This window comes from Pseudarthrobacter sp. IC2-21 (genome assembly GCF_034048115.1).
Lineage (GTDB): Bacteria > Actinomycetota > Actinomycetes > Actinomycetales > Micrococcaceae > Arthrobacter > Arthrobacter naphthalenicus.
In genome coordinates this window covers 2,886,602-2,905,456 of record NZ_CP139145.1, presented here as the reverse complement: position 1 = coordinate 2,905,456, position 18,855 = coordinate 2,886,602, and the positions used below count along the sequence as shown (strand labels likewise).

Sequence of the window (18,855 nt, the reverse complement as noted above, 5' to 3'; positions counted from 1 at the left end):
TGGGTCGCGAACCAGGCGCCTACCGCAGCGTGCCAACCGCATGGATGCCGCGTCGCGCATGCTGCGGAGAGACCTCTAGCAGGCCGCGGCAGGCGCCTTGACACATGTGGCCCAAGCCACAACAATAAAACAGACGGTCGTTAGATTTGGTCCAAGTTACTCATTCGTTCAAAGGAGCTCAAATGCAGGTCGCCATGTTTCAGACTCCCTTCGTTCCACCGTCCCGAACGCCCAAGGAGGTGTTCAAGTGGGCCGTGGACCAGGCAGTGACCGCCGACCAGGCTGGCTTCAGCGAGTACTGGATCGGGGAGCACGCCATGCAGGCGTGGGAGTCGATTCCCAACCCTGAACTCGTCATTGCAGCGGCCGCTCTGGAAACCGAAGAGATCCGTCTTGGTCCCGGAGCGCATTTGCTGCCTTACCACCAGCCCGGAAGCCTGGCACTGCAGGTCTCCTTTTTGACCCATGTAACCGAGGGCCGTTACGTGCTCGGTGTCGGGGCAGGCGCCTACCCGGATGACGCAGCCATCCGCGGCATCACCGACATGTCCAAGAACCACGAGATGGAACTAGAGTCTCTTGAAATCATGGAAAAGATCTGGTCCGGAGAACCCTTCAACTACAAAGGAAAGTACTGGAGCGCGTCGGTGGCGGAAAACGATCCGAGCCACCCCCATCGTGACGTCCGGCCGTACGGAGGCAAAGTTGACATTGGAGTCACCGGACTGAGCGCCAAGTCCCCCTCCATCAAGTTCGCCGGGGAACGCGGCTTCATGCCGCTGTCCGTTTACGCCGGAGATGACTTTCTCAAGCAGCATTGGGCTACCTACAGCGAAGCTGCCGCGGGCGCCGGCAGGGATGCACACCGATCCATCCACCACGTTGTGCGCGACGTCTTCGTCGGCGAGACGGACGAGGAGGCCCGTAAGGCAGCCATTGAGGGCGGCATGGGCCAGGCATGGGCCGAGTACATCTTGCCGGTCTACAAGCGATTCGGAATCCTCGGCGGACTGATCAAGCACCCGGGAATGGATCCTCAGGACATCGACCTGGAGTACCTGGCGGACAACGTCTGGATTGTGGGATCGGTGGAGACTGTGACGGCAAAGATCAACGAATTCAACGAAGGCGTTGGCGGCTTCGGCGTTCTCATGCCATACAGCTATGACTACATGGACACCCCTGAAGTATGGAACAACTCCATGGAACTGCTGGGCAAGGAAGTCATGCCGAAGGTCAAAGACATCGCCTAGTACGGCCAGCAGTTCAAACCACATACAAATCAAAACTGGAGCACATCATGACCACATCAGCCACCGAAGTAGTTGAGCAGTACATTCGGGCCTACAACGATTTCGACTTCTCACAGCTCGAATCCCTCCTGGCCGAGGACGTGTACCTCACGCACCACAACCGCGGATTCGTTACCGAGGGCCGCGAAGCCACCATGAATCTGTACAAAGGAACACCGGACCTCATTCCCGACCGGGCACTCGTTGAGCGGACCGGTCTGATCGCAGACGGTGACCGCGTCGTTGTGCAGCACACTCTCACGGGAACAAACAAAGTCGACACCCCCTTCGGCCCGGCCGGGGCGAGCATCCGGATTGACCTCGCCACAGTCTTCACAGTTGTCGACGGCAAAGTCACCAAGTACGAAGACTACGGATAAGCCCAATAGCCATCCTGTTCGACGGCCGGATTGGGGACATCGAAGGTTCCGGGCACTGGTTGCAGTACCAGGCCCTTGGCGTCGTCGATGGAAGGCGCTCAGCACGCCTTCCATCGACGACATCGCTAGTGCCACTGTTTCATCCGGACTGGGCCCGATACAGCCGGACATGGCATTAAGACTGTTGCATGCAGCCGCATCTCTTGCAGCATCCAAATAAGTCTCAGGCAGCCCCCGACGGAGAACCCATGTTCACTCACACCCCGCACAAAGATGCCCGAAGCACTTCGGTTTCCAACTCAAACCCGGCAAACACGGTCGGTTGGCCCACCCTCGCCTGCCATCTGGAAGCGAGCCCATGGGCCGGCCTCTATGACGACAGTGATGAAGTGATCCACATTGCAGTGCGAGGCGATAACGCGACCCGAGCCACTTTCGCCCAACGAAGGGCCTGAGTGGCCCGTGGACGATGAAAATCGATCTGCTTGCTGGACGGTGGAGCCGCACTTTGGGCCGGATGCCGAAGTCAATATGTTTTGAAAGGAAGAAATGGATTTTAGTAACGGGTATGCGCGACTTGATCTCACAGGCAAGAGCATCATTGTCACGGGAGGAGGCAGCGGCATGGGCCAGGAAACTGCGCTTCTAATCGCCGCCGAGGCGCGCTCGTCACGGTCGTCGATGTGAACGAGCAGGGTGGAAAAGGAACCGTCGAGTCCATACAGCGGTCCGGCGGGACCGCGCAGTTCGCGCGGGCCGATATTACAGATGAGTTCGACGTGCAATCACTGGTTCAGGAGGCAAGTTCCGCATGCGGGAAGCTGGACGGAGCTTTCGACAACGCCGGCATTATCGGCCCGGGCGGACCCGTAGCGGACTTTTCGTACCAGGATTGGCAAAAGGTCCTCGACATCAACCTCAACGGCTTATTTCTTTGCTTGAAGTATGAGATCCCAGCAATACTTGCGGCAGGGGGAGGAGCCATCGTCAACACTTCGTCGACGGCCGGAGCAATCGCCTATCCGAACTTGCCCGCATAGGTGCGAGCAAGCACGCAGCAATCGGCCTCACGAGACAGGCTGCCCTGGAATACGACCGCGATGGCATCCGCATCAATGCGATCGTGCCGGGATCAACGCTGACCCCTCTGGCTGCCGCGGCCTTCGCCGATCCGGAGGTCAAGGCTAAAGCTGAGTCCGCACAACCCATCGGACGACTGGGGGAGCCGCATGAAATCGCAGAAATGGCGGCTTGGTTACTTTCGGATGCTTCATCATTCGCCATAGGTTCAGCGTTTTACATCGACGGTGGCGTAAACGCGGCCTGTTAGCACCCGGTTGAAATCGAGAAGTGCTGTCGCGGGTGTTCCAGGCGTGAGCGAATTCCGGCATTCCCTTTCAGGTGTAGAAGTTTGCATACCTTTTTTTGAACGTAGGCGGTGGACGGCTATGAGGCCACGATGGAAAGAGGGCCGGACAAAGGCCCGCCGCTCGGCTGAAGAGATTTTCGCGTTGCGCGACCAACGCCGTAGCGAGGCGCTTGCCCAGTGCATCAACGATGTGGTGCAGATTTATGGGCAGGGAGGAATAAGCCATGCGATGGTATCCGAGAGACTGGGAATTCCGCTTCCATTCCTGAACTGGAAATACCCTACCCGGGAGTCTCTGCTGGCTGTAGGACTGTCGACCAATGAGGATCCAAGCACAAAAATGGCTGGCGGCGTTTAATCGTGCCCTTTTTGAACAAACTCAGAAAATGGGCGCTGGAGTGCCCCGATTCTCCAGCCGTCGCTATCTGGTCCACAGGATCAAGCTGGTCCGAACTTGAAGCAGCCGCAGAAGCGATCGTTCCGGAAAATTCCCTGACAGTTCTAGAACGAAACAACGCAATCGTCTTCGTTGTGCGGTTTTGCGCCGCCGTTGCCGGGGAAAGGCAGTGCGTGGTCCTGGATCCAACATGGCCCCGCGATGTGATTGCCGAAATTATTCATCGGCTGTCCAGCATTGGTCCTGCTGAGGCTATCGACCTCGTTGATGGTGACCCCGAATCACGTTTCCTGATCAGCCTCACTTCAGGGACAACTTCATTTCAGAAGGCTGTCAGCCGGTCACGGGGGTCCTGGCAGCACTCCTTCGGAGCCTCCCAGGGTTTTTTCGGACCACTGTCAGAAGATATAACTCTTGCGCCCGGGTCTCTGGCAGCGGGCCTCAATCTCTTCGCACTTGCCGAATGCCTCTACAGCGGATCCGTTTTTCGGGCCCTTGACTCGTTCGACGTTGGTAAAGCACATGAGAACCCCGCGGATATGAAAACGTTCGACAGGGAGGGTATCCCGACACAGCGCCTTCGCAATCCACCTTAGTGGCCTGAAAGTAACATCTCGGCAAAGCACAACCGGAGACCGCTTTATTCTATTGTTAAAAAATGCATTTGTTATCCCTACAGACACCTCGTAAAAGAGCCGAGGACGTGGAAAGGTGGAATAAAGTATCGCCCCGGCCGAATGATGGACAATTAAGGCTTCAAAAAAACGAATGAGGAGTCACTATTGATTGCAACATTTGAGTTCTCCCGCAGCGTTCCTACTGAGCAGCGAACGACTGTGCAGCGGACAGGAATGGCCCGAGAATGCGAATTAGGCGTTGGCGCAGACCGCCAGGTCTGGGGTGCCCTGGTTCCCGCCCGGAGCGATTCAGAAGCGCTAGCACGCCAGGTCGACGAAGATGAGGACCCGGAACCTCGTGGTACGGGAGCAATGACTTGCTTTCCCTGGGAAGGGTATTACCAAGATGACCAGCTGTTCAGTCCAGCCCCGAGTCCGATGCTGGAGACGTTTCTATCTAGCCTCATGTTCGGCGAGTAGCCTCAGCGCGGTCTCCCTATAGAGATCGCTCTCATTCAGAGTTCCAAACGCTCCATCAGGGGCTGCCATATCAATCTAAGGGAGTACTCATGTCCAACCACACGTACAGCATTTCGGAAATTGCCGGCACCTCGGAAGCAGGTGTCGACGAAGCAGTCCGTAACGGCATTACGGAAGCATCCAAGACCTTGCGCAACCTGGACTGGTTTGAGGTCAAGGAAATCCGCGGACACCTCGAGGAGGGACAGATCAAGAATTGGCAAGTCACCATCAAACTGGGCTTCCGCTTGGAACGCTGACCAAACTGGGGGCGCCCGCGTCCCTGTGGGCGCCCCCACAATGATTTGTTCCGCGCCCCGTACGACATCGAGCCCGACACCGGGCTGATCACCGCCGGTGAGCTGACGAAGGCCTCCGGACCGGAGAACAGTGACGGAACCGTCGGTGCCCGGCTGATCGGCATGGACCCCACGATCGCCAACACCGGCGTGGACGTCCTGGCCGACTCAGCCTACGGTTCCGGGGAAATGCTCGCCGCTCTCGCCCGCACCGACCACACCCCCGTGATCAAACCATGGCCACTGCGCCCGGCCGTCGACGGCGGGTTCACCCTCGATGACTTCACCGTTGATGAGGCAGACGGCGACCTGTCCGAACAACCTCACCCGCGCCATTACGGCCAAACGGCGGGTTACGTTCGGCGTCGCCTGCGCCGGTTGTCCTTTCAGGGCCCGGTGCACCGCCTCCCCGCGGGGACGCAAACTCGTTCTCCACGAACACGACGCGCTGCAGCGCGAACACCGCCACCGCGCCACGGATCCGGACTTCCAGGACGACTACGCACGCACCGGCCGATGGTCGAACGGTCCATCGCCTGGCTAACCCGTGGCAACCGACGCGTTCGGCACCGCGGCATCAGCCGGAACAACGCCTGGCTGCAACTGCGAATCGCGGGACTGAACCTGCGACGACTCCTCAACCTCGGACTGACCACATATAAGGGATCATGGGCACTGGCATAATCCACCGCCCGGTCCCGGCCCAACGATAAATCCACTGGATCATGCCCCATATCAGGGGCAGAATAAAACCAAGCGGGTGGGATGACCCCGTTGTCGCACCCAAGGGTGCTGACCTAACACGCCGCTAGACGGCCCATTGGTGGCGTCCCGCCCGCCCCACACCGTCTTGTTCAGCAGTCTCCTAGCGGGGAAATCGCGGCGGGGAAATCGCGCTGTCCCTTGCTAGCAACGTTGCAGGCGAGCGGACCGAAGTATGCGCCCGTACGAACAGAGCGCCGCCAGCTGGCGTTGCCATCGGAGTTGGCGAAAGGCTCGGCTTCAGGGTCGTTCGGGCTTGGTCTCCGGCGCCGATGCCAAGCGACGACCCGATCCAGAGATCACTATGTGCACGTTTTCGGGCGATCTCACCAGCGCTCCGCCAACTAGCTGGAAGGAGTCGCCAAATCGTTTGGCAATTCGCCAACAAGACTGGCAAGCCACACACGTGGCCACTTGTGCGTACCTCCCCCGCCCAGTTTCGATCGCCGATATTGACGATTTCGTCAAGTAAGAGAAGTCCCGGCTCGGGAGGCAGTGTGGCGAACTGGATCGGATCCTGGACCTCGGACAGGCCGCACGCCACGGGGGACTGTTCGAGTCCCTCAAGAGTCAGCCGTCGGTCATTCGCTTGGCCGAACGTCTGCAATTGAACGACATAAGGGTTCGCAATTACTGATCGAGCGGAGGACTCTTCACAACGGGCAAGGACGCCGCTACAACCGCCAGCATTTCACCTGATCACCTTTTGCTCACCCCCAATCAACGACAAAGGACGAGTATTCATCAGCCAGCGTAGATCGCAGAACCCAAAATTACGGGCAACACCGCGCCTTCCCGTCCTACCGGTAGGCATACGGTCCTAAATTGGGGATCAACGGTCGGATTAAAGTTCGATCTTCGATGGTCAGTACCATCTGGGAGGAAGTCCGGGATACGGCACTCTCCTGAGTCACTCAGTCGTCCCCGGCCGGGGCAGTGTCTGCCACACGTCTACCCCACGGAAATGATGAAATACGGTGACATGTCAACGAATGCCCATCGCTCCAAAAACGCCTAGATTCAGCGGATTATCAACACAACGGAATGCCTTGGCAACCAATGAAATGCACTGTCCTCTGAGAAGAGGTCAGGAGTTCGAATCTCCTTAGCTCCACAATTCAGGCCGTTAAGGCCACTGCTCCGGACTCCTGCTTCCGTTGTGATCAGGCTTGCTGCCAATTCACCCGGAGCTCCTTCAGCCCGTAAACGATGCTGCTTTCCATGCGTTCCAGCCGGGCCTCAGGAACAAGGCTAAGTCCCGGCAGGCGGGACAGCAGGGCCGCCAGTGCGATCCGTGCTTCGAGCCGGGCCAGCGGTGCGCCGAGGCAAAAGTGAACCCCGTGGCCGAAGGCCAAATGCCTGTTCTGCCCGCGGTCGACGTCGAACTCGGCCGGACGCTCGAAGTGCCGCTCGTCGCGGTTGGCGGAGCCGATCCACGCCACGACCGGGGCGCCGGCGGGTATCACGTCCTCGCCCAGGGTAGCCTCCGCCACCGTCATGCGGTACATGGACTGGACCGGCGACCGAAAGCGCAGCACTTCTTCGATGGTCGGGGGAAGCAGCGCGGGCTCCCTCAGGAGGCGTTCGATGGTGCCGGGCTTCTCCGTGAGGCACAGGACGGCGTTGCCGATCAGGTTGGTGGTGGTCTCATTGCCGGCTACGAGCAGCAGAGCGCAGAAACCGAGCAGTTCGGGCACCGTCAGTTTCTGGCCATCAATCTCGGCGGACAGCAGGACGCTGATGAGGTCCTTGCCGGGCCGGCTGCGGCGCTGATCGATCAGGGCCAGGAAGTACTCCGTCATCTCGGTGTTGGCGGCGTAGTGCTCCTCCGTGGCCGACCCGGTCCGGGTCTGGCTGACGATCACATCGGACCAGTATTTGAAGCGCTCACGGTCCTTGGCCGGGATGCCCATGAGCTCGGAGATCACAATGACCGGCAACGGGTACGCCAATTCCTTTATCAGGTCCGCGCTGCCGCGGGCTTGAATTCCCTGAAGTAGTTCGTGCGTGAGCCCCTGGATACGGGGTGTCAGCGCATCCACTGCTTTGGGCGTGAAGGCCTGGGTCACCAGCGAGCGTAGCTGCCGGTGCCTTGGGGGATCGGTGACGATCAGGCTGGAGGCGAACAGCTGTCCGCTGCCCGATCCGTTGTCACCGCCCATGCGTGACGAGAAGGTCGCAAATTCGGACAGTACCCGCTGCACATCGTCATACCGGAAGACGTGCCAGCTTCCCGTTTGTTCGTCATGGAAGACGGGGGCTATTTTCCGCATTCGTTGGTAGTGCGGAAATGGGTCGAGCTGATCTTCAGTGGACTGGAGGAAGTCCATGGCCGGCCTCTCTGCGCGCCTGGGCTCCGTCGGCCAGGCAGACGCCGGGGTTTGTGCCGACTGAGCGTTGAACCCTGATTTTATCCAAAGCAGGCTCCGAGGTCATTAGCCTTCGGCAGGCCGCCGTCGGGGCGCCCCGGCCCGCTGACTCCGCCCCTCCGGAGGGACGCCAGTTCACAATATTGTTGCTGGCGGCCATTGGCGGGGCTATCTTGGAGCTATCCCCGGGGCCGTGCTGGGACGGCTGCCTGCGGCGGGTCTTGCAGAGGTATCTCATGAGTTACATCCCGGTCAGCCGACGCACCATCCGGCGGCACCGCGAATCCGAACGGTCCACCCGACGCCTGGTATTCGCCCTTTCCGTTGCCGCTGTGGTGGCCTGGCTGCTGTCCGTCGCGTCCTCCACCATGGTCCACGTGGACGGGCCGGCCGAAAGCATCGACCTCGTTGTCCACGACCTGTTCCTCGTTGTGGCTTTTGGCGCCATCATTCTGGTCGACTGGCACGGTTTCCTCTGGCTCATTGGCCGCCGGGACCTCGCGGAGATCATCCGGCTCGACGGGGCCGCAACACCCCTCATCTGGGGTGGTCTGGTTGGTTTGCTGGCCACCGGCGTGTTCCTGGGCCCGCACCTGGGCAACCCCCTGACCGAGGTCAAACTCGCGGCGATCCTGGTGCTCAGCCTGAACGGAATACTGCTGATCCCCCTCATGCGGAGGCTGGCCCGGTTGCCGGTCAAGGCAGCGTTCACGGACCTGAGTGCCGGTCAACGGGTGCATCTGGTGTCCTGCCTGATGATCTCCCAGCTGTGCTGGTGGACCGCAATCATCATTGGGTTCATCAACGCGGCCTCTTGAGGCCGGGGATTTCTCCGCCCGGGAGACCGCTAGGATCAGACAGGGTGCCTTGATCAACGTGAGCCTGCCGCACCGCCCCACACACCCACTGATTTGGCCGCGATCGTGAAACCGGCAGGGCGTTCCGTGCCCATCAGTCAGCATCTGAAGAGGACATCACCCATGAGTTTGATCCGGCTGAACGACGTCAACGTCAGTTTCGACAAAAGCCAAGTTCTCCGCGAAGCCTTCTTCAAGCTCGAGGCCGGAGACCGGGTGGGTCTGATCGGCAAGAACGGATCCGGCAAGTCCACCATCCTCAAACTGGTCCAGGGCCTGGTTGAACCGGACTCCGGCGCAGTCGCCGTCGAGTTGGGCACCAGGCTGGCGTACTTCTCCCAGTTCTCAGAGCTGAACGGTGAGTCCACCATTTCAGAGGTCCTTGACGGCCTGTTCGCGCACGTGAAGGCGATCGAAGCCGAGCTGGCCGGCATCGACGCCGCCATCGCCACCGATTCCTCCGATGCCGCCCGGCTGGATGAGCTGATCCACCGCCAGTCCGAGCTGTTTGAGGCCATGGACCACTTGGACGGCTGGGACTACCGGCGCAGCATCGATAAAGTCCTCACCACCCTCGGCTTCAGCGAACACCACCGCACCTGTGCCATCGACGAGCTCTCCGGCGGCTGGCGGAACCGGGCGGCGCTGGCGAAGATCCTGTTGGAGGCCCCGGACGTCCTGCTGCTGGATGAGCCGACCAACTACCTGGACGTTGCCGGCGTCGAATGGCTCGAAAGCTGGTTCAGGACGTTCAAGGGCGCGGCGATCATCGTCTCGCATGACCGGAAATTCCTGGACTCCGTTGTCACGCGGATCATCGAGGTGGAGAACTACCACCTCCACGAGTACCCGGGGAACTTCGCCGAATACGTGGTTGCCAAACAGTTCCGGCTCAAAAGCCTGGAGAGCCAGTTTGTTCACGAGTCGGAGCTGCTGGCCTTCGAGGCCGAGGGCATTTCGGACCGCCGCGAGGCTGCCAAGGCCGCTGGCAAGGGCCTGGCAAACCAGCTGGCCCGCATCAAGAAGTCCAGGGCGCCGCGGCCCGTGGACCAGATCATCACGGAGATCTACGGCGGTCTCTACGTCAAGGACGTTCTGTGCCGCGTGGAATCCCTGGGCAAGGCCTACGGCGGCAGGACGCTCTTCAGCGATCTGAGTTTTGAGATCGGCCGCGGCCACCGGATCGCCGTCATCGGAGCCAACGGCAGCGGCAAGACGACGCTGCTGCGGGCGCTCACGGGGGAGGAGCCGGCCGATGCCGGCACGGTGGCCTGGGCCAAGGGCGCGGGCATGGTTTCGTACAACCAGGTGCTTGAGGAGCTGGACGACGACGACACGGTCACCCACGCGGTGAACGCGATGCCGGACAGCCTGGCCCTGACGGCGACGAAAAAATCGGTCAACAGGTTCCTGGCGATGTTCCAGTTTTCCGAAGCCGACCTCAAGCAGAGAATCGGCAACCTCTCCGGCGGCCAGCGCGCCCGCGTGGCGATGGCCCAATGCCTGCTCTCCGGCGCCTCGGTGCTGCTCCTTGACGAGCCCACCAACCACCTTGACCTGTCCAGCACCCAGGTCATGGAGCGCGCCCTGCTGCACTTTCCGGGCGCCGTGGTGGTGGTCAGCCACGACCGTTTCTTCACGGACAAGATCGCCAACCGGAGGCTGGTGTTCAGCACGGCAGACTCCGGCCACGGGGCCGTTGACCTGCACGCGAGCTAATACCCGGCGCGGCTAAAGCCAGCCCTTCCTCTTGAAAATGGCGTACATCAGCGTTGCGGTGGCTGCCATGAGCACAATGGCCATGGGATAGCCGGCGGCCCAGTGAAGTTCGGGCATGTGGTCGAAGTTCATCCCGTACACCCCGGCCACGAACGACGGCGCGAAGAAAATGGCCGCCCACGATGAGATCTTCTTGACCTGTTCGTTCTGTTCGGCGCTCGCCTCGTTCTGCCGGTTGGCGGTCAGGGTTCCGTCCAGGGTGAGCGCGTTCTGCAGCAGGTCACGGAACGAATCCGCACGCGAGATCACCCGTTCCACGTGGTCCTCCACGTCCCGAAGGCTGTGTTGGAGTTCGGTGTTCACGCCGTACTTTTCGAAGCCCCGCCTGAGCTGCTGCATCATCTCCGGCAGGGGATGGATGGCGCGCTGGAACTGGATGACTTCGCGGGCCAGCTCGTAGATCCGGCGTGAGACGCTGCTGTCTCCGCTGAACAGCTGGTCTTCGATTTCGTCGATATCGTTTTCCAGGCCGGCCACCACCGGCGCGTAATCGTCCACCACCATGTCCAGCAGGGCATAAAGGACCGCTTCCGGGCCGTGCCGGAGCAGGTCCGGCCGGCCCTCCAGACGACGCCGCACCCGGCCCACCCCGGCCATTTCGGCATGGCGGATGGTCACCACGAAGTTCCGGCCGGTAAAGACGTGCAGTTCGCCGAACTCGACGGTCTCGGTGGAGTCCAGGTAGCGTGCCGGCCGAAGCACCGTAAACAGGTTGTCTTCGTACCGCTCCAGCTTGGGCCGCTGATGCGCCGAAACGGCATCCTCCACCGCTAAGGCATGCAACCCGAACTCGTCGGCCACGGCAGCCATTTCCTCGGCAGTGGGCCGGTACAGCCCGATCCAGGCCATCCCGCCGTGATGGGTGAGGGTTTCAAACGTCTGCTCCAGGCTTTGCGGCTCTGCACTGCGGAGGCCGTCAACATAGACGGCGTTATCAATAATGGTCACGTCAGGTCATCCATCCTGGGAATCTTAGCCTTGCCCGGCGCGGCCTGCGCCAGCCGGCTGATCAGGGGTTCGGTGCGGTAGGGGATATGGGTGTGGAGTGCCAGGACCGTTTCGGTGCGGATGACACCCTTGATGCGGAGGATCTGGCGGAGGGCGGATTGCAGGTTGTGGGTATCGGTGGCCACAACCCGGCACCACACATCGCCCCGGCCGGAAATTTCGTGGACCTCCAAAACCTGCGGCAGGAGCCGCAGCGAGCCCACCACTCCGTCCAGTTCCCGGTGGGTCACTTCGATCGTGACGAAAGCGACGACGTCGTACCCCACCGCCGCGAGATCAATCTCGCGGCCGCCGTCGTGCAGCACCCCCGCCCGCAGTAGGCGCCGGACGCGCGATTGAGCCGTGTTCCGTGCAATGCCCAGCAGTTCGCTGAGTTCCCCGATCTGGACGCGGGGATCACGAATGAGCTCCAGCAGTATTTTCAGGTCGGTTGAGTCGAGAGTATGCAAACCGTCACTTTCAGTCATGGCTGTTTCCACAAATTGCGTGTTTTGCTCAATTCAACCACGTACCGCGGCTCCATCCGGCAGCAATAGACCACAATTTTGGATATCCACGTACACCCCGGGGCGCATCCCACAAGGAACTCAAACTCCGGCAGATGCCAAGGCCACCCCTCATGACCGTCTTCAATGAACTCCGCATGCGCCCGTCCACAGCCGCGAGCCGGGGCTGGAACGCCTCCACCACCGCCCGGCTGGTCATGGCAGGAGCCGTGATCTCCCTGCTGCTGGTCGGTGCGAACCTGGCCACACCCCTCTACCCGCTGCTGCAGGCAAACCTGGGGCTCTCGCCGCTAGGGGTGACCGCCGCCTTTGCCAGCTACGTCCTGGCGCTGGTGGCCACGCTGATGCTGGCCGGGCACTGGTCCGATCATATTGGCAGGCGGGCCGCGCTTATCCTTGCTGTCCTGGCTGGACTGGCCGGCGGGTGGGTGTTCTCCCAGGCCGGGAACCTGCTGGCGTTGTCGGCCGGCCGGGCGCTGCAGGGTGTGGCTGTTGCGCTGGCCACCGGTGCCAGTGCTGCCGCCCTGCGGGAACTGCTCCCGTCCCGCCCCGAGTGGGCCTCCCGCTTCACCCTGCTGGCCACGGCCGGCGGCGTGGCGGCGGGTCCTGTCATCGGCGGCGTGCTGTCCCTGCTGCCCGGACCCACGACGGCACCCTACTACGTCCATTCGGTGGCGCTCGCCGGAATGCTCGTGCCCTTGGTCCTCCTGAACGCCCGGCCCGCCATTAAGCTTCCGGCCGGACCGAGGCCCATCCTGGTCCTGGCTCCGCGCCGGCCGTCGGTGTCCACTGAGGCGCGGGGTGCCTTCTGGCTCGCCGCCGCCGTCGGATTCCTCAGCTTTTCCGTTTTTGGTTTTTGTCTCTCCCTGGCACCGGGCTACTTCGCGCAGGCCCTGGACACCGGCTCCCGCCCGCTGATCGGTGCCCTGGCCGGTTTGACGCTTGGCGCCTCGGCGCTGAGCCAGCTGCTGGCAGCACGGGGACGCTTTGTGGTTCCGGCCGGCCTGGCGGTCCTGGGGATGGCCGTGCTGCTGCTGGCCACCGCCGCGGCCTGGCACAGCCTGTGGCTGCTGGTGGCGGCCAGTGTCTGTGCCGGGCTCGGTCAGGGCGTAGCCTTCCGGACCGTTTTCAACGATGTGGCCGCCAAAGTGGAGGTTTCGCAGCACGCCCAGGTGGTCAGCACTGTCTACGTCATCACCTACCTGGGCAGTGCCGTCCCGGTCATCGGGCTGGGCTGGGCCACCGCCGCGTTCGGCCTGGAGGCCGCAGTCATGGCGTTTGTGACCGTGTGCTGCGCTGCCGCAATGGCACTCGCCGTTGTGACTTTCCGGACCGCTCTGCAGCGGCAACGCCAGGAGCGGGAAGGGCTAGATCGGCAGCGGTCCGTGATTGCCCTGGATGTGCTCGAAGACGAGGGTCGTTTCGGTGTGGCCCACAACGGGGTCGGTGGCCAGGTTGTCCAGGACCCAGTCCCGCAGGTCCTCGGTGCTTCCGACGGCGATGTGCAGCAGGTAGTCCACGGACCCTGAGGTGTGGAAGGTTGAGAGCACTGCGGGCAGGTGGGGCACCCGCGCCGTAAAGCGGTCGATCTGATCCCGATCGTGTGCCCGGAGCCGGACTGCCACCAACGCCTGGACAGACCGGCCGATCGCAGAGAGGCTGAGCTTGGCTTCAAAGCCTTGGACGATCCCTCGCTCGGACAGCGCACGGGTCCGCATGAGGGCGGTGGAGGGGGCAATGCCCACCAGCTCGGCCAGCTGCTTGTTGGAGATCCTCGCATCGTCCACCAGGGCGGCGAGGAGCCGCTCATCAATGGCATCCAGTGGTTCGACGTGGCTTCCCGGCCGGATGTTTTTTGGGTTGGTGCTCATGGGATCTCCTCAAATGTCCTTGAGTTCATCCTAGACGTCCGATTCCGCCCGATCATCTTCGGTCAGAGCCGATTCCCGAACAATCGCCAGAGGTACGGGCGGTTTCGTGACAGATAGTTCTGCACGGGGCACGCCCCCGCCCGCCCGCGCCTTCCCCTGCTCACGGCCGTACCGGCGGGTTCAGCCGCGGATGCACCACGGCGACCGTCACTGCCGTTACGAACGTCATGGCCACGATGACAAGGGCCAGGGCTGTCCAGCCGAGCGATTGGAAGAGCAGTCCGCCGGACCAGCCGATGAGGCTTGAGCCAAGATAGTAGGCCAGGTTGTAGAGCGATGCTGCCTGCGCCCGGCCGGCGGTGGCGATGGTTCCGGTCCAGCCGGAGCCGATGCTGTGTGCCGCGAAAAACCCGCCGGTAAAAATCACCAGCCCGGCAAGGATGACGGCCAGCACCGGTGTGAGCGTCAGGGCAAGGCCCGCGGCCATCAGCCCAAGGCCTGCCAGCAGCACGCTCCGGCGGCCGAAACGGGCCGTCAGGCCGCCGGCCCACCGGGAAGTCACGGTCCCTGACAGGTAGGCGAGGAAGATGAAACTGATCAGGGTGGCCGGGAGCGCGAACGGCTCCGCGGACAGCCGGAAGCCCAGGTAGTTGTAAACCGCCACGAAGCCTCCCATCATCAGGAACGCCTGGACATAAAGCGCCAGCAGCCGGGGGTTCCGTAAGTGGCCCCCGAGCGTTGCCAGGGCGCCGCGAAGGCCCGCCTTTCTGGTGGCCGCGAACCCTTTGGCCCGGGGGATGAGGATCAGGAAGAGGACGGCGGCCACGGTTGCCAGCAAGGACACCGCCAGGGCCGCTGTCCGCCAGCCCCACACATCACCCACGGGGCCCGCAACCAGCCGGCCGGCGAGGCCGCCCAGGGTGGTGCCGGCAACGTAGCTTCCTGCCGCCACGGCCGCATGGGCGCGGTTCACCTCTTCATTCAAATAGGCGATCGCGATCGCCGGAATTCCGCCCAGGGCCATGCCTTCGAACAGCCGGAGGGCAAGCAGCATCCCGAAGGTGGGGGCCAGCGGCACCAGGAGCCCAAAGGCGGTGGCTGCCGAAATGCCCCAGGCCATCGCCTTGACCCGGCCGATCCTGTCCGCCAGGAAGGACCAAGGGATAACGGTGACAGCCAGCCCCACTGTCGCCAGTGAGATCGTCAGCGCTGCCTCGGCGGCCGTGACCTGCAGGTCCGCAGCCATGATTGGCAGCACGGCCTGGGTGGAGTAGAGCTGGGCAAAGGTGGCCACGCCCGCGAAGGCCAGCCCCGCGAGGATCTTGCCGTAGGCGGCGGAGCCTTTAGGGTGGCCCTGCCAAGCATTCCCCTGGGACCCGCTGCTTCCGGAGGGGGCGGGCGATCCGGGTGGGGTGGCAAGGTCTGGCATGAATCAAGGGTAGGGGTTACGGATTCATGCTTCCAATGCATGATCCAATTAGTATCAATAGCGAAGATGGAACGTTTACAGGCGCAGCGAAGGACGAACCCGTGCTCACCGATCATCAGCAACTCTCAAAGCTCCTGCCGCTGCTGCCCATCCTTGCGGAACTCGGACGCACGCAGCACGTCACGGAAACGGCCGAACTGCTCGGAGTACCCCAGTCAACGGTGAGCAGGGCGCTGTCCCGGGCCAGCGCCGTCGTCGGAACTGAACTGGTCATCCGGGACGGGCGGGGAGTGCGCCTCACGGCGGCCGCCACGACCCTGCTTCCCTATATCGACGCGGCACTGAGTGAATTCCAGGCCGGACTGGACCTGGTGCGGCACGAATCGGATGTGGTGCGGGGAAAGATTTCGCTGTCCTTCCAACACACGTTCGGCGAGGCCACGCTGCCCCTGCTCATCAGTGCCTTCCGCAGCCGGCACCCGGAGGCTGGTTTCATCCTGCGGCAGGGGGCCCGGGACGCCTGCCTCGCGGAACTCGCCGCAGGACAGGCGGATCTCGCCCTTACGGCGCCTGTGCCCGGCGCCAGCAGCAGCATCGCCTCGAGCGCCCTGTACCGCGAGCCCCTGCGGCTGGTGGTACACCACAGCCACCCGCTGGCAGGCCGCCGCAGTGTGGCGCTGCAGGACATCCGCACAGACCCGTTCGTGGCGCTTGAACCGGGGTATGGCATGCGCTCGCTCACCGACGCGCTTTTCCGTGAGGCGGGGTTCCGCCCCCGGATCGCGTTCGAAAGCCAGGACACGCACACAGCCCGCGGCCTGGTCTCCGCGGGTCTTGGGGTCAGCATCCTCCCGCCGGGCGGCCACGGGCCAGGGCGGCATGTCAGCCCGGAAACAGGAAACATGGGCTGGGTTGAGCTGCCGCTCGAGTCGGCCCTCGCCTACCGGGAGATCGGACTCGGCTGGCGCCGGCGGAAACCCGGACCGGACGCAGAACCGGATGCCGTCAAGTATTTCCGCGAACTGGTGCTGCAGGAAGGGCCGGAACTTCTGGCCGGCCTGGTGGCCGCGCGCTCGCAGGGCAGCTGAGGAAGGTCGGTTGGGACACGACGACGGCCCTTCAGTAGGCTGATGGGGTGACTGACACCGAGCACCCCCAGGCCGCGCCCTCCGGAAACCAGCCCGGAACCGGCGACGGAAACCAGCCCGGAACCGTAGCATCTTCCCTGACCCGGTCAGGAGCCATTATCGGCCTGGACATCGGCGGGACCAAGACCCGCGGCGTGCGCTTCGAGGACGGCGTGGCGGTGGCAGACCAGTCCGCGGGCAGCGCCAACGTCCAGAACGTCAGCCGTGAACAGGCCGCGCTGAACCTTGCGGACCTTTTCGCCCGGATCGGCGGCGGCGCCGTGGCCCAGGTATATGCGGGGGCCGGCGGAATCGACACCGACGACGACGCTGCCGCCCTCGCTGCGCTCATCGCGCCGCATGCCCCGGGCGCCAAAGTCACGGTGGTCCACGATTCGAGGCTGCTGCTCGCCGCCGGCCGTGCGAACTCCGGGGTTGCCGTGATTGCCGGAACCGGCTCCGCGGCCTGGGGCAGGAATGCGGCGGGGGAGGAAGCCCGCGCCGGCGGCTGGGGCTATCTGCTCGGCGACGAAGGCAGCGGCTACTGGCTGGGCCGTGAGGCCGTCAGGCACAGCCTGCGCCGCATGAACCAGGGGCTCCCGGCCGACCAGCTCACCACCGCCCTGCTTGCAGCCTGCGGTGTGGACCACCCCAACCGGCTCATCGCGCTCTTCCACTCACCGGAAACCGGCCGCCGGTTCTGGGCCCAACAGGCGCGCCTGGTGGTGGACGCCGCCGCGGCCGGCCATGAGGCCAGCCAGGCCCTGCTGGACCAGGCTGGCAAGGATTTGGCGGCGCTGGCCGCGCAGGCGCTCCGGAAGCTGGGAATCGAGGGCCCGGTGATCCTGGGCAGCGGGTTGGGCATGAACGTGGTCCCACTGCAGGTCGCCTTCCGGAAGTACCTTGCCGCGGCCGGCATTACCGAAGTCCGGGTACTGGACCAGGATCCGGTGTTCGGCGTTCTGCAGTTGGTGCGGGAACCCGCTTCGTGAGGGAACCCCGTCCGTGCGGGAACCCTGTCCGTAAGCCGGTCAGAATTCGTGGGAGCGCCGCCGCGGCGCGAGCCTGACTGCCGGCATCGGCGGAGCCGGGATGCGGCCGGCTTCTGCGCCGGCGTCGGGGCCGTGCCCCGGGACCAGGCCGTAGCGGGCCCCGCTGGCTTCTGCGTCGGGCAGGGCCGCCTGTGCCTCCCACTCTTCGCGGGCCTGCGCCACCTCGTCATGCGTGCGGCCCACGAAGTTCCACCACATCAGCAGTTCCTCCTGGAACGGTTTGCCCCCGATGAGCAGGAACCGTGTGCCGGGGCGGGCCTCAACGTCCAGCGCCTCCCGGCCGGCGCCCAAGTAGCCCAGCGGGCCCGGCAGGACCTGTTGGCCATCCAGCATCAGCCCGCCGTCGAGCACCAGGACAGCATGCTCAAAAGCAGTGTTGAGTGGCAGGACCGCGCGGCCATCGGACACTATGTCGGCTCCGACAATGGGGGAGTACATGGTGGCCGGTGATACGGCCCCGGCGAATTCGCCCACCATGACAGTGGCGGTGAACCCCGGCCCGGTTGCCGTGGGCAGATCGCGGTGCTGCTCGAACGCCGGTTCGCGGTGGCGGTCGCTGTCAGGAAGGGCAACCCAGAGCTGAAGTCCACGCTGCAGCGGCAGCAGCGCGCCGGCGTCGGGAGCCGGCAGAACCGCAAACTCGGAGTGGGAGACCCCCCTCCCCGCCGTCATGATGTTCAGTTCCCCGGGCCGGACCACCACATCGCTGCCCACGCTGTCCCGGTGCCGGATGTTCCCGGCGAGGGGCCAGGTGACTGTCTGCAGGCCGGTGTGCGGGTGGGGGAGCACGGACATGGCGGTGCGGTCCGGGCCGAAACTGTCCAGGAAGCACCAGGCGCCGATGGTGGGCAGGCCGCGCTGGGGGAGGGTCCGCTGAACGTTCATGGCCCGCACCCCACCCAACGGGACCTCACGCTGGGGCCAGAGTTGGAGGCAGGGGCCGGCCGTCCCGCCCGGTCCGGCGGGGGGACAGATTTCCTCTGTGGGTGCCACTTCCAGGTTCGTCACAGTCCCACTCTAGGTCCGGACGGGTCCCGTGTCAGGCACACGCCCGCGGAGGCACATCAACCTTTCCCAGGACCCATCCGGACAGGGCAGGGCAACGAATGAATGGTTACAGTAGGGATTCGCTTGCCCGGAATTGCCCGCGGATCTGGTTACGCGGGGAACTGATTGCGCTACGGTAAATATCAGCGAGCTTACGACCACCGCTTCACCGTCC

18 protein-coding genes and 1 pseudogene are annotated in these 18,855 nt (G+C 63.4%); 13 read left to right on the top strand and 6 right to left on the bottom strand.

The window, feature by feature from the left end; all coding sequences use genetic code 11:
- The first annotated feature begins 182 nt into the window (after positions 1 to 182).
- The 8 genes from SBP01_RS13355 (at position 183) to SBP01_RS19790 (ending at position 5,557) form a co-directional block, all read left to right on the top strand.
- The gene (locus tag SBP01_RS13355) at positions 183 to 1,253 is read left to right on the top strand and encodes an LLM class flavin-dependent oxidoreductase (RefSeq protein WP_320536081.1); all 1,071 of its coding nucleotides are present in this window, start codon (positions 183 to 185) and stop codon (positions 1,251 to 1,253) included.
- 47 nt (positions 1,254 to 1,300) lie between these two features.
- The gene (locus SBP01_RS13350) at positions 1,301 to 1,672 is read left to right on the top strand and encodes a nuclear transport factor 2 family protein (RefSeq protein ID WP_320536080.1); all 372 of its coding nucleotides are present in this window, start codon (positions 1,301 to 1,303) and stop codon (positions 1,670 to 1,672) included.
- Positions 1,673 to 2,355: 683 nt separating this feature from the next.
- Positions 2,356 to 2,712, top strand: a complete 357-nt coding sequence (locus SBP01_RS13345; RefSeq protein WP_320536079.1) for an SDR family oxidoreductase — start codon at positions 2,356 to 2,358, stop codon at positions 2,710 to 2,712.
- Positions 2,709 to 3,002 (top strand): SDR family oxidoreductase, encoded by a 294-nt coding sequence (locus SBP01_RS19800; RefSeq protein WP_414004303.1) that lies wholly within the window; start codon positions 2,709 to 2,711, stop codon positions 3,000 to 3,002. Before SBP01_RS13345 ends, SBP01_RS19800 begins: the two co-directional genes overlap by 4 nt.
- Before the next feature lie 408 nt (positions 3,003 to 3,410).
- Positions 3,411 to 4,034: a hypothetical protein gene (locus SBP01_RS13340; RefSeq protein ID WP_320536078.1), complete on the top strand. Its 624-nt coding sequence runs from the start codon at positions 3,411 to 3,413 to the stop codon at positions 4,032 to 4,034.
- A 590-nt stretch (positions 4,035 to 4,624) separates the two neighbouring features.
- Positions 4,625 to 4,834 carry a dodecin gene (locus SBP01_RS13335; RefSeq protein WP_320536077.1) on the top strand — a complete coding sequence of 70 codons (210 nt, stop codon included), beginning with the start codon at positions 4,625 to 4,627 and terminating at the stop codon, positions 4,832 to 4,834.
- Positions 4,835 to 5,150: 316 nt separating this feature from the next.
- A complete protein-coding gene (locus SBP01_RS19795) occupies positions 5,151 to 5,417 on the top strand; it encodes a transposase (protein ID WP_414004228.1) in 267 nt (88 codons plus the stop codon).
- Positions 5,390 to 5,557 carry a transposase gene (locus tag SBP01_RS19790; RefSeq protein ID WP_414004227.1) on the top strand — a complete coding sequence of 56 codons (168 nt, stop codon included), beginning with the start codon at positions 5,390 to 5,392 and terminating at the stop codon, positions 5,555 to 5,557. Before SBP01_RS19795 ends, SBP01_RS19790 begins: the two co-directional genes overlap by 28 nt.
- A 1,241-nt stretch (positions 5,558 to 6,798) precedes the next feature.
- Here SBP01_RS19790 and SBP01_RS13325 read toward each other — a convergent pair.
- The gene (locus tag SBP01_RS13325) at positions 6,799 to 7,908 is read right to left on the bottom strand and encodes a cytochrome P450 (RefSeq protein WP_320536075.1); all 1,110 of its coding nucleotides are present in this window, start codon (positions 7,906 to 7,908) and stop codon (positions 6,799 to 6,801) included.
- Between the two features lie 332 nt (positions 7,909 to 8,240).
- Between SBP01_RS13325 and SBP01_RS13320 the strand changes: the two genes are divergently transcribed.
- Together SBP01_RS13320 and SBP01_RS13315 are read left to right on the top strand one after the other, a co-directional pair.
- Entirely contained in the window at positions 8,241 to 8,822 is a 582-nt protein-coding gene (locus tag SBP01_RS13320; protein ID WP_320536074.1) for a hypothetical protein, read from the top strand.
- Between the two features lie 162 nt (positions 8,823 to 8,984).
- A complete protein-coding gene (locus SBP01_RS13315) occupies positions 8,985 to 10,580 on the top strand; it encodes an ABC-F family ATP-binding cassette domain-containing protein (RefSeq protein ID WP_320536073.1) in 1,596 nt (531 codons plus the stop codon).
- 12 nt (positions 10,581 to 10,592) lie between these two features.
- Here the strand turns inward: SBP01_RS13315 and corA are convergent, their stop codons facing one another.
- Together corA and SBP01_RS13305 are read right to left on the bottom strand one after the other, a co-directional pair.
- Entirely contained in the window at positions 10,593 to 11,588 is a 996-nt protein-coding gene (gene corA / locus SBP01_RS13310; RefSeq protein ID WP_320536072.1) for a magnesium/cobalt transporter CorA, read from the bottom strand.
- Positions 11,585 to 12,115, bottom strand: a complete 531-nt coding sequence (locus SBP01_RS13305) for an Lrp/AsnC family transcriptional regulator (protein WP_320536071.1) — start codon at positions 12,113 to 12,115, stop codon at positions 11,585 to 11,587. Before SBP01_RS13305 ends, corA begins: the two co-directional genes overlap by 4 nt.
- Positions 12,116 to 12,267: 152 nt before the next feature.
- Here SBP01_RS13305 and SBP01_RS13300 point away from each other — a divergent pair.
- A pseudogene (locus SBP01_RS13300) lies at positions 12,268 to 13,497 on the top strand (MFS transporter); the annotation flags it as partial.
- A 24-nt stretch (positions 13,498 to 13,521) separates the two neighbouring features.
- Here the strand turns inward: SBP01_RS13300 and SBP01_RS13295 are convergent.
- Together SBP01_RS13295 and SBP01_RS13290 are read right to left on the bottom strand one after the other, a co-directional pair.
- Positions 13,522 to 14,025 (bottom strand): Lrp/AsnC family transcriptional regulator, encoded by a 504-nt coding sequence (locus SBP01_RS13295; RefSeq protein WP_320536070.1) that lies wholly within the window; start codon positions 14,023 to 14,025, stop codon positions 13,522 to 13,524.
- A 160-nt stretch (positions 14,026 to 14,185) separates the two neighbouring features.
- Positions 14,186 to 15,454 carry an MFS transporter gene (locus tag SBP01_RS13290; RefSeq protein ID WP_320536069.1) on the bottom strand — a complete coding sequence of 423 codons (1,269 nt, stop codon included), beginning with the start codon at positions 15,452 to 15,454 and terminating at the stop codon, positions 14,186 to 14,188.
- A 101-nt stretch (positions 15,455 to 15,555) separates the two neighbouring features.
- On the opposite strand from SBP01_RS13290, the gene SBP01_RS13285 reads away from it, so the two are divergent.
- Together SBP01_RS13285 and SBP01_RS13280 are read left to right on the top strand one after the other, a co-directional pair.
- Complete coding sequence (locus tag SBP01_RS13285; RefSeq protein WP_320536068.1) at positions 15,556 to 16,542, top strand: LysR substrate-binding domain-containing protein; 987 nt, start codon at positions 15,556 to 15,558, stop codon at positions 16,540 to 16,542.
- A gap of 137 nt (positions 16,543 to 16,679) precedes the next feature.
- On the top strand, positions 16,680 to 17,573 hold the full coding sequence (locus tag SBP01_RS13280) for an N-acetylglucosamine kinase (protein WP_320538348.1): 894 nt from the start codon (positions 16,680 to 16,682) through the stop codon (positions 17,571 to 17,573).
- Between the two features lie 39 nt (positions 17,574 to 17,612).
- On the opposite strand, the gene SBP01_RS13275 is transcribed toward SBP01_RS13280, so the two are convergent.
- Complete coding sequence (locus tag SBP01_RS13275; RefSeq protein ID WP_320536067.1) at positions 17,613 to 18,641, bottom strand: pirin family protein; 1,029 nt, start codon at positions 18,639 to 18,641, stop codon at positions 17,613 to 17,615.
- Positions 18,642 to 18,855: the final 214 nt, after the last annotated feature.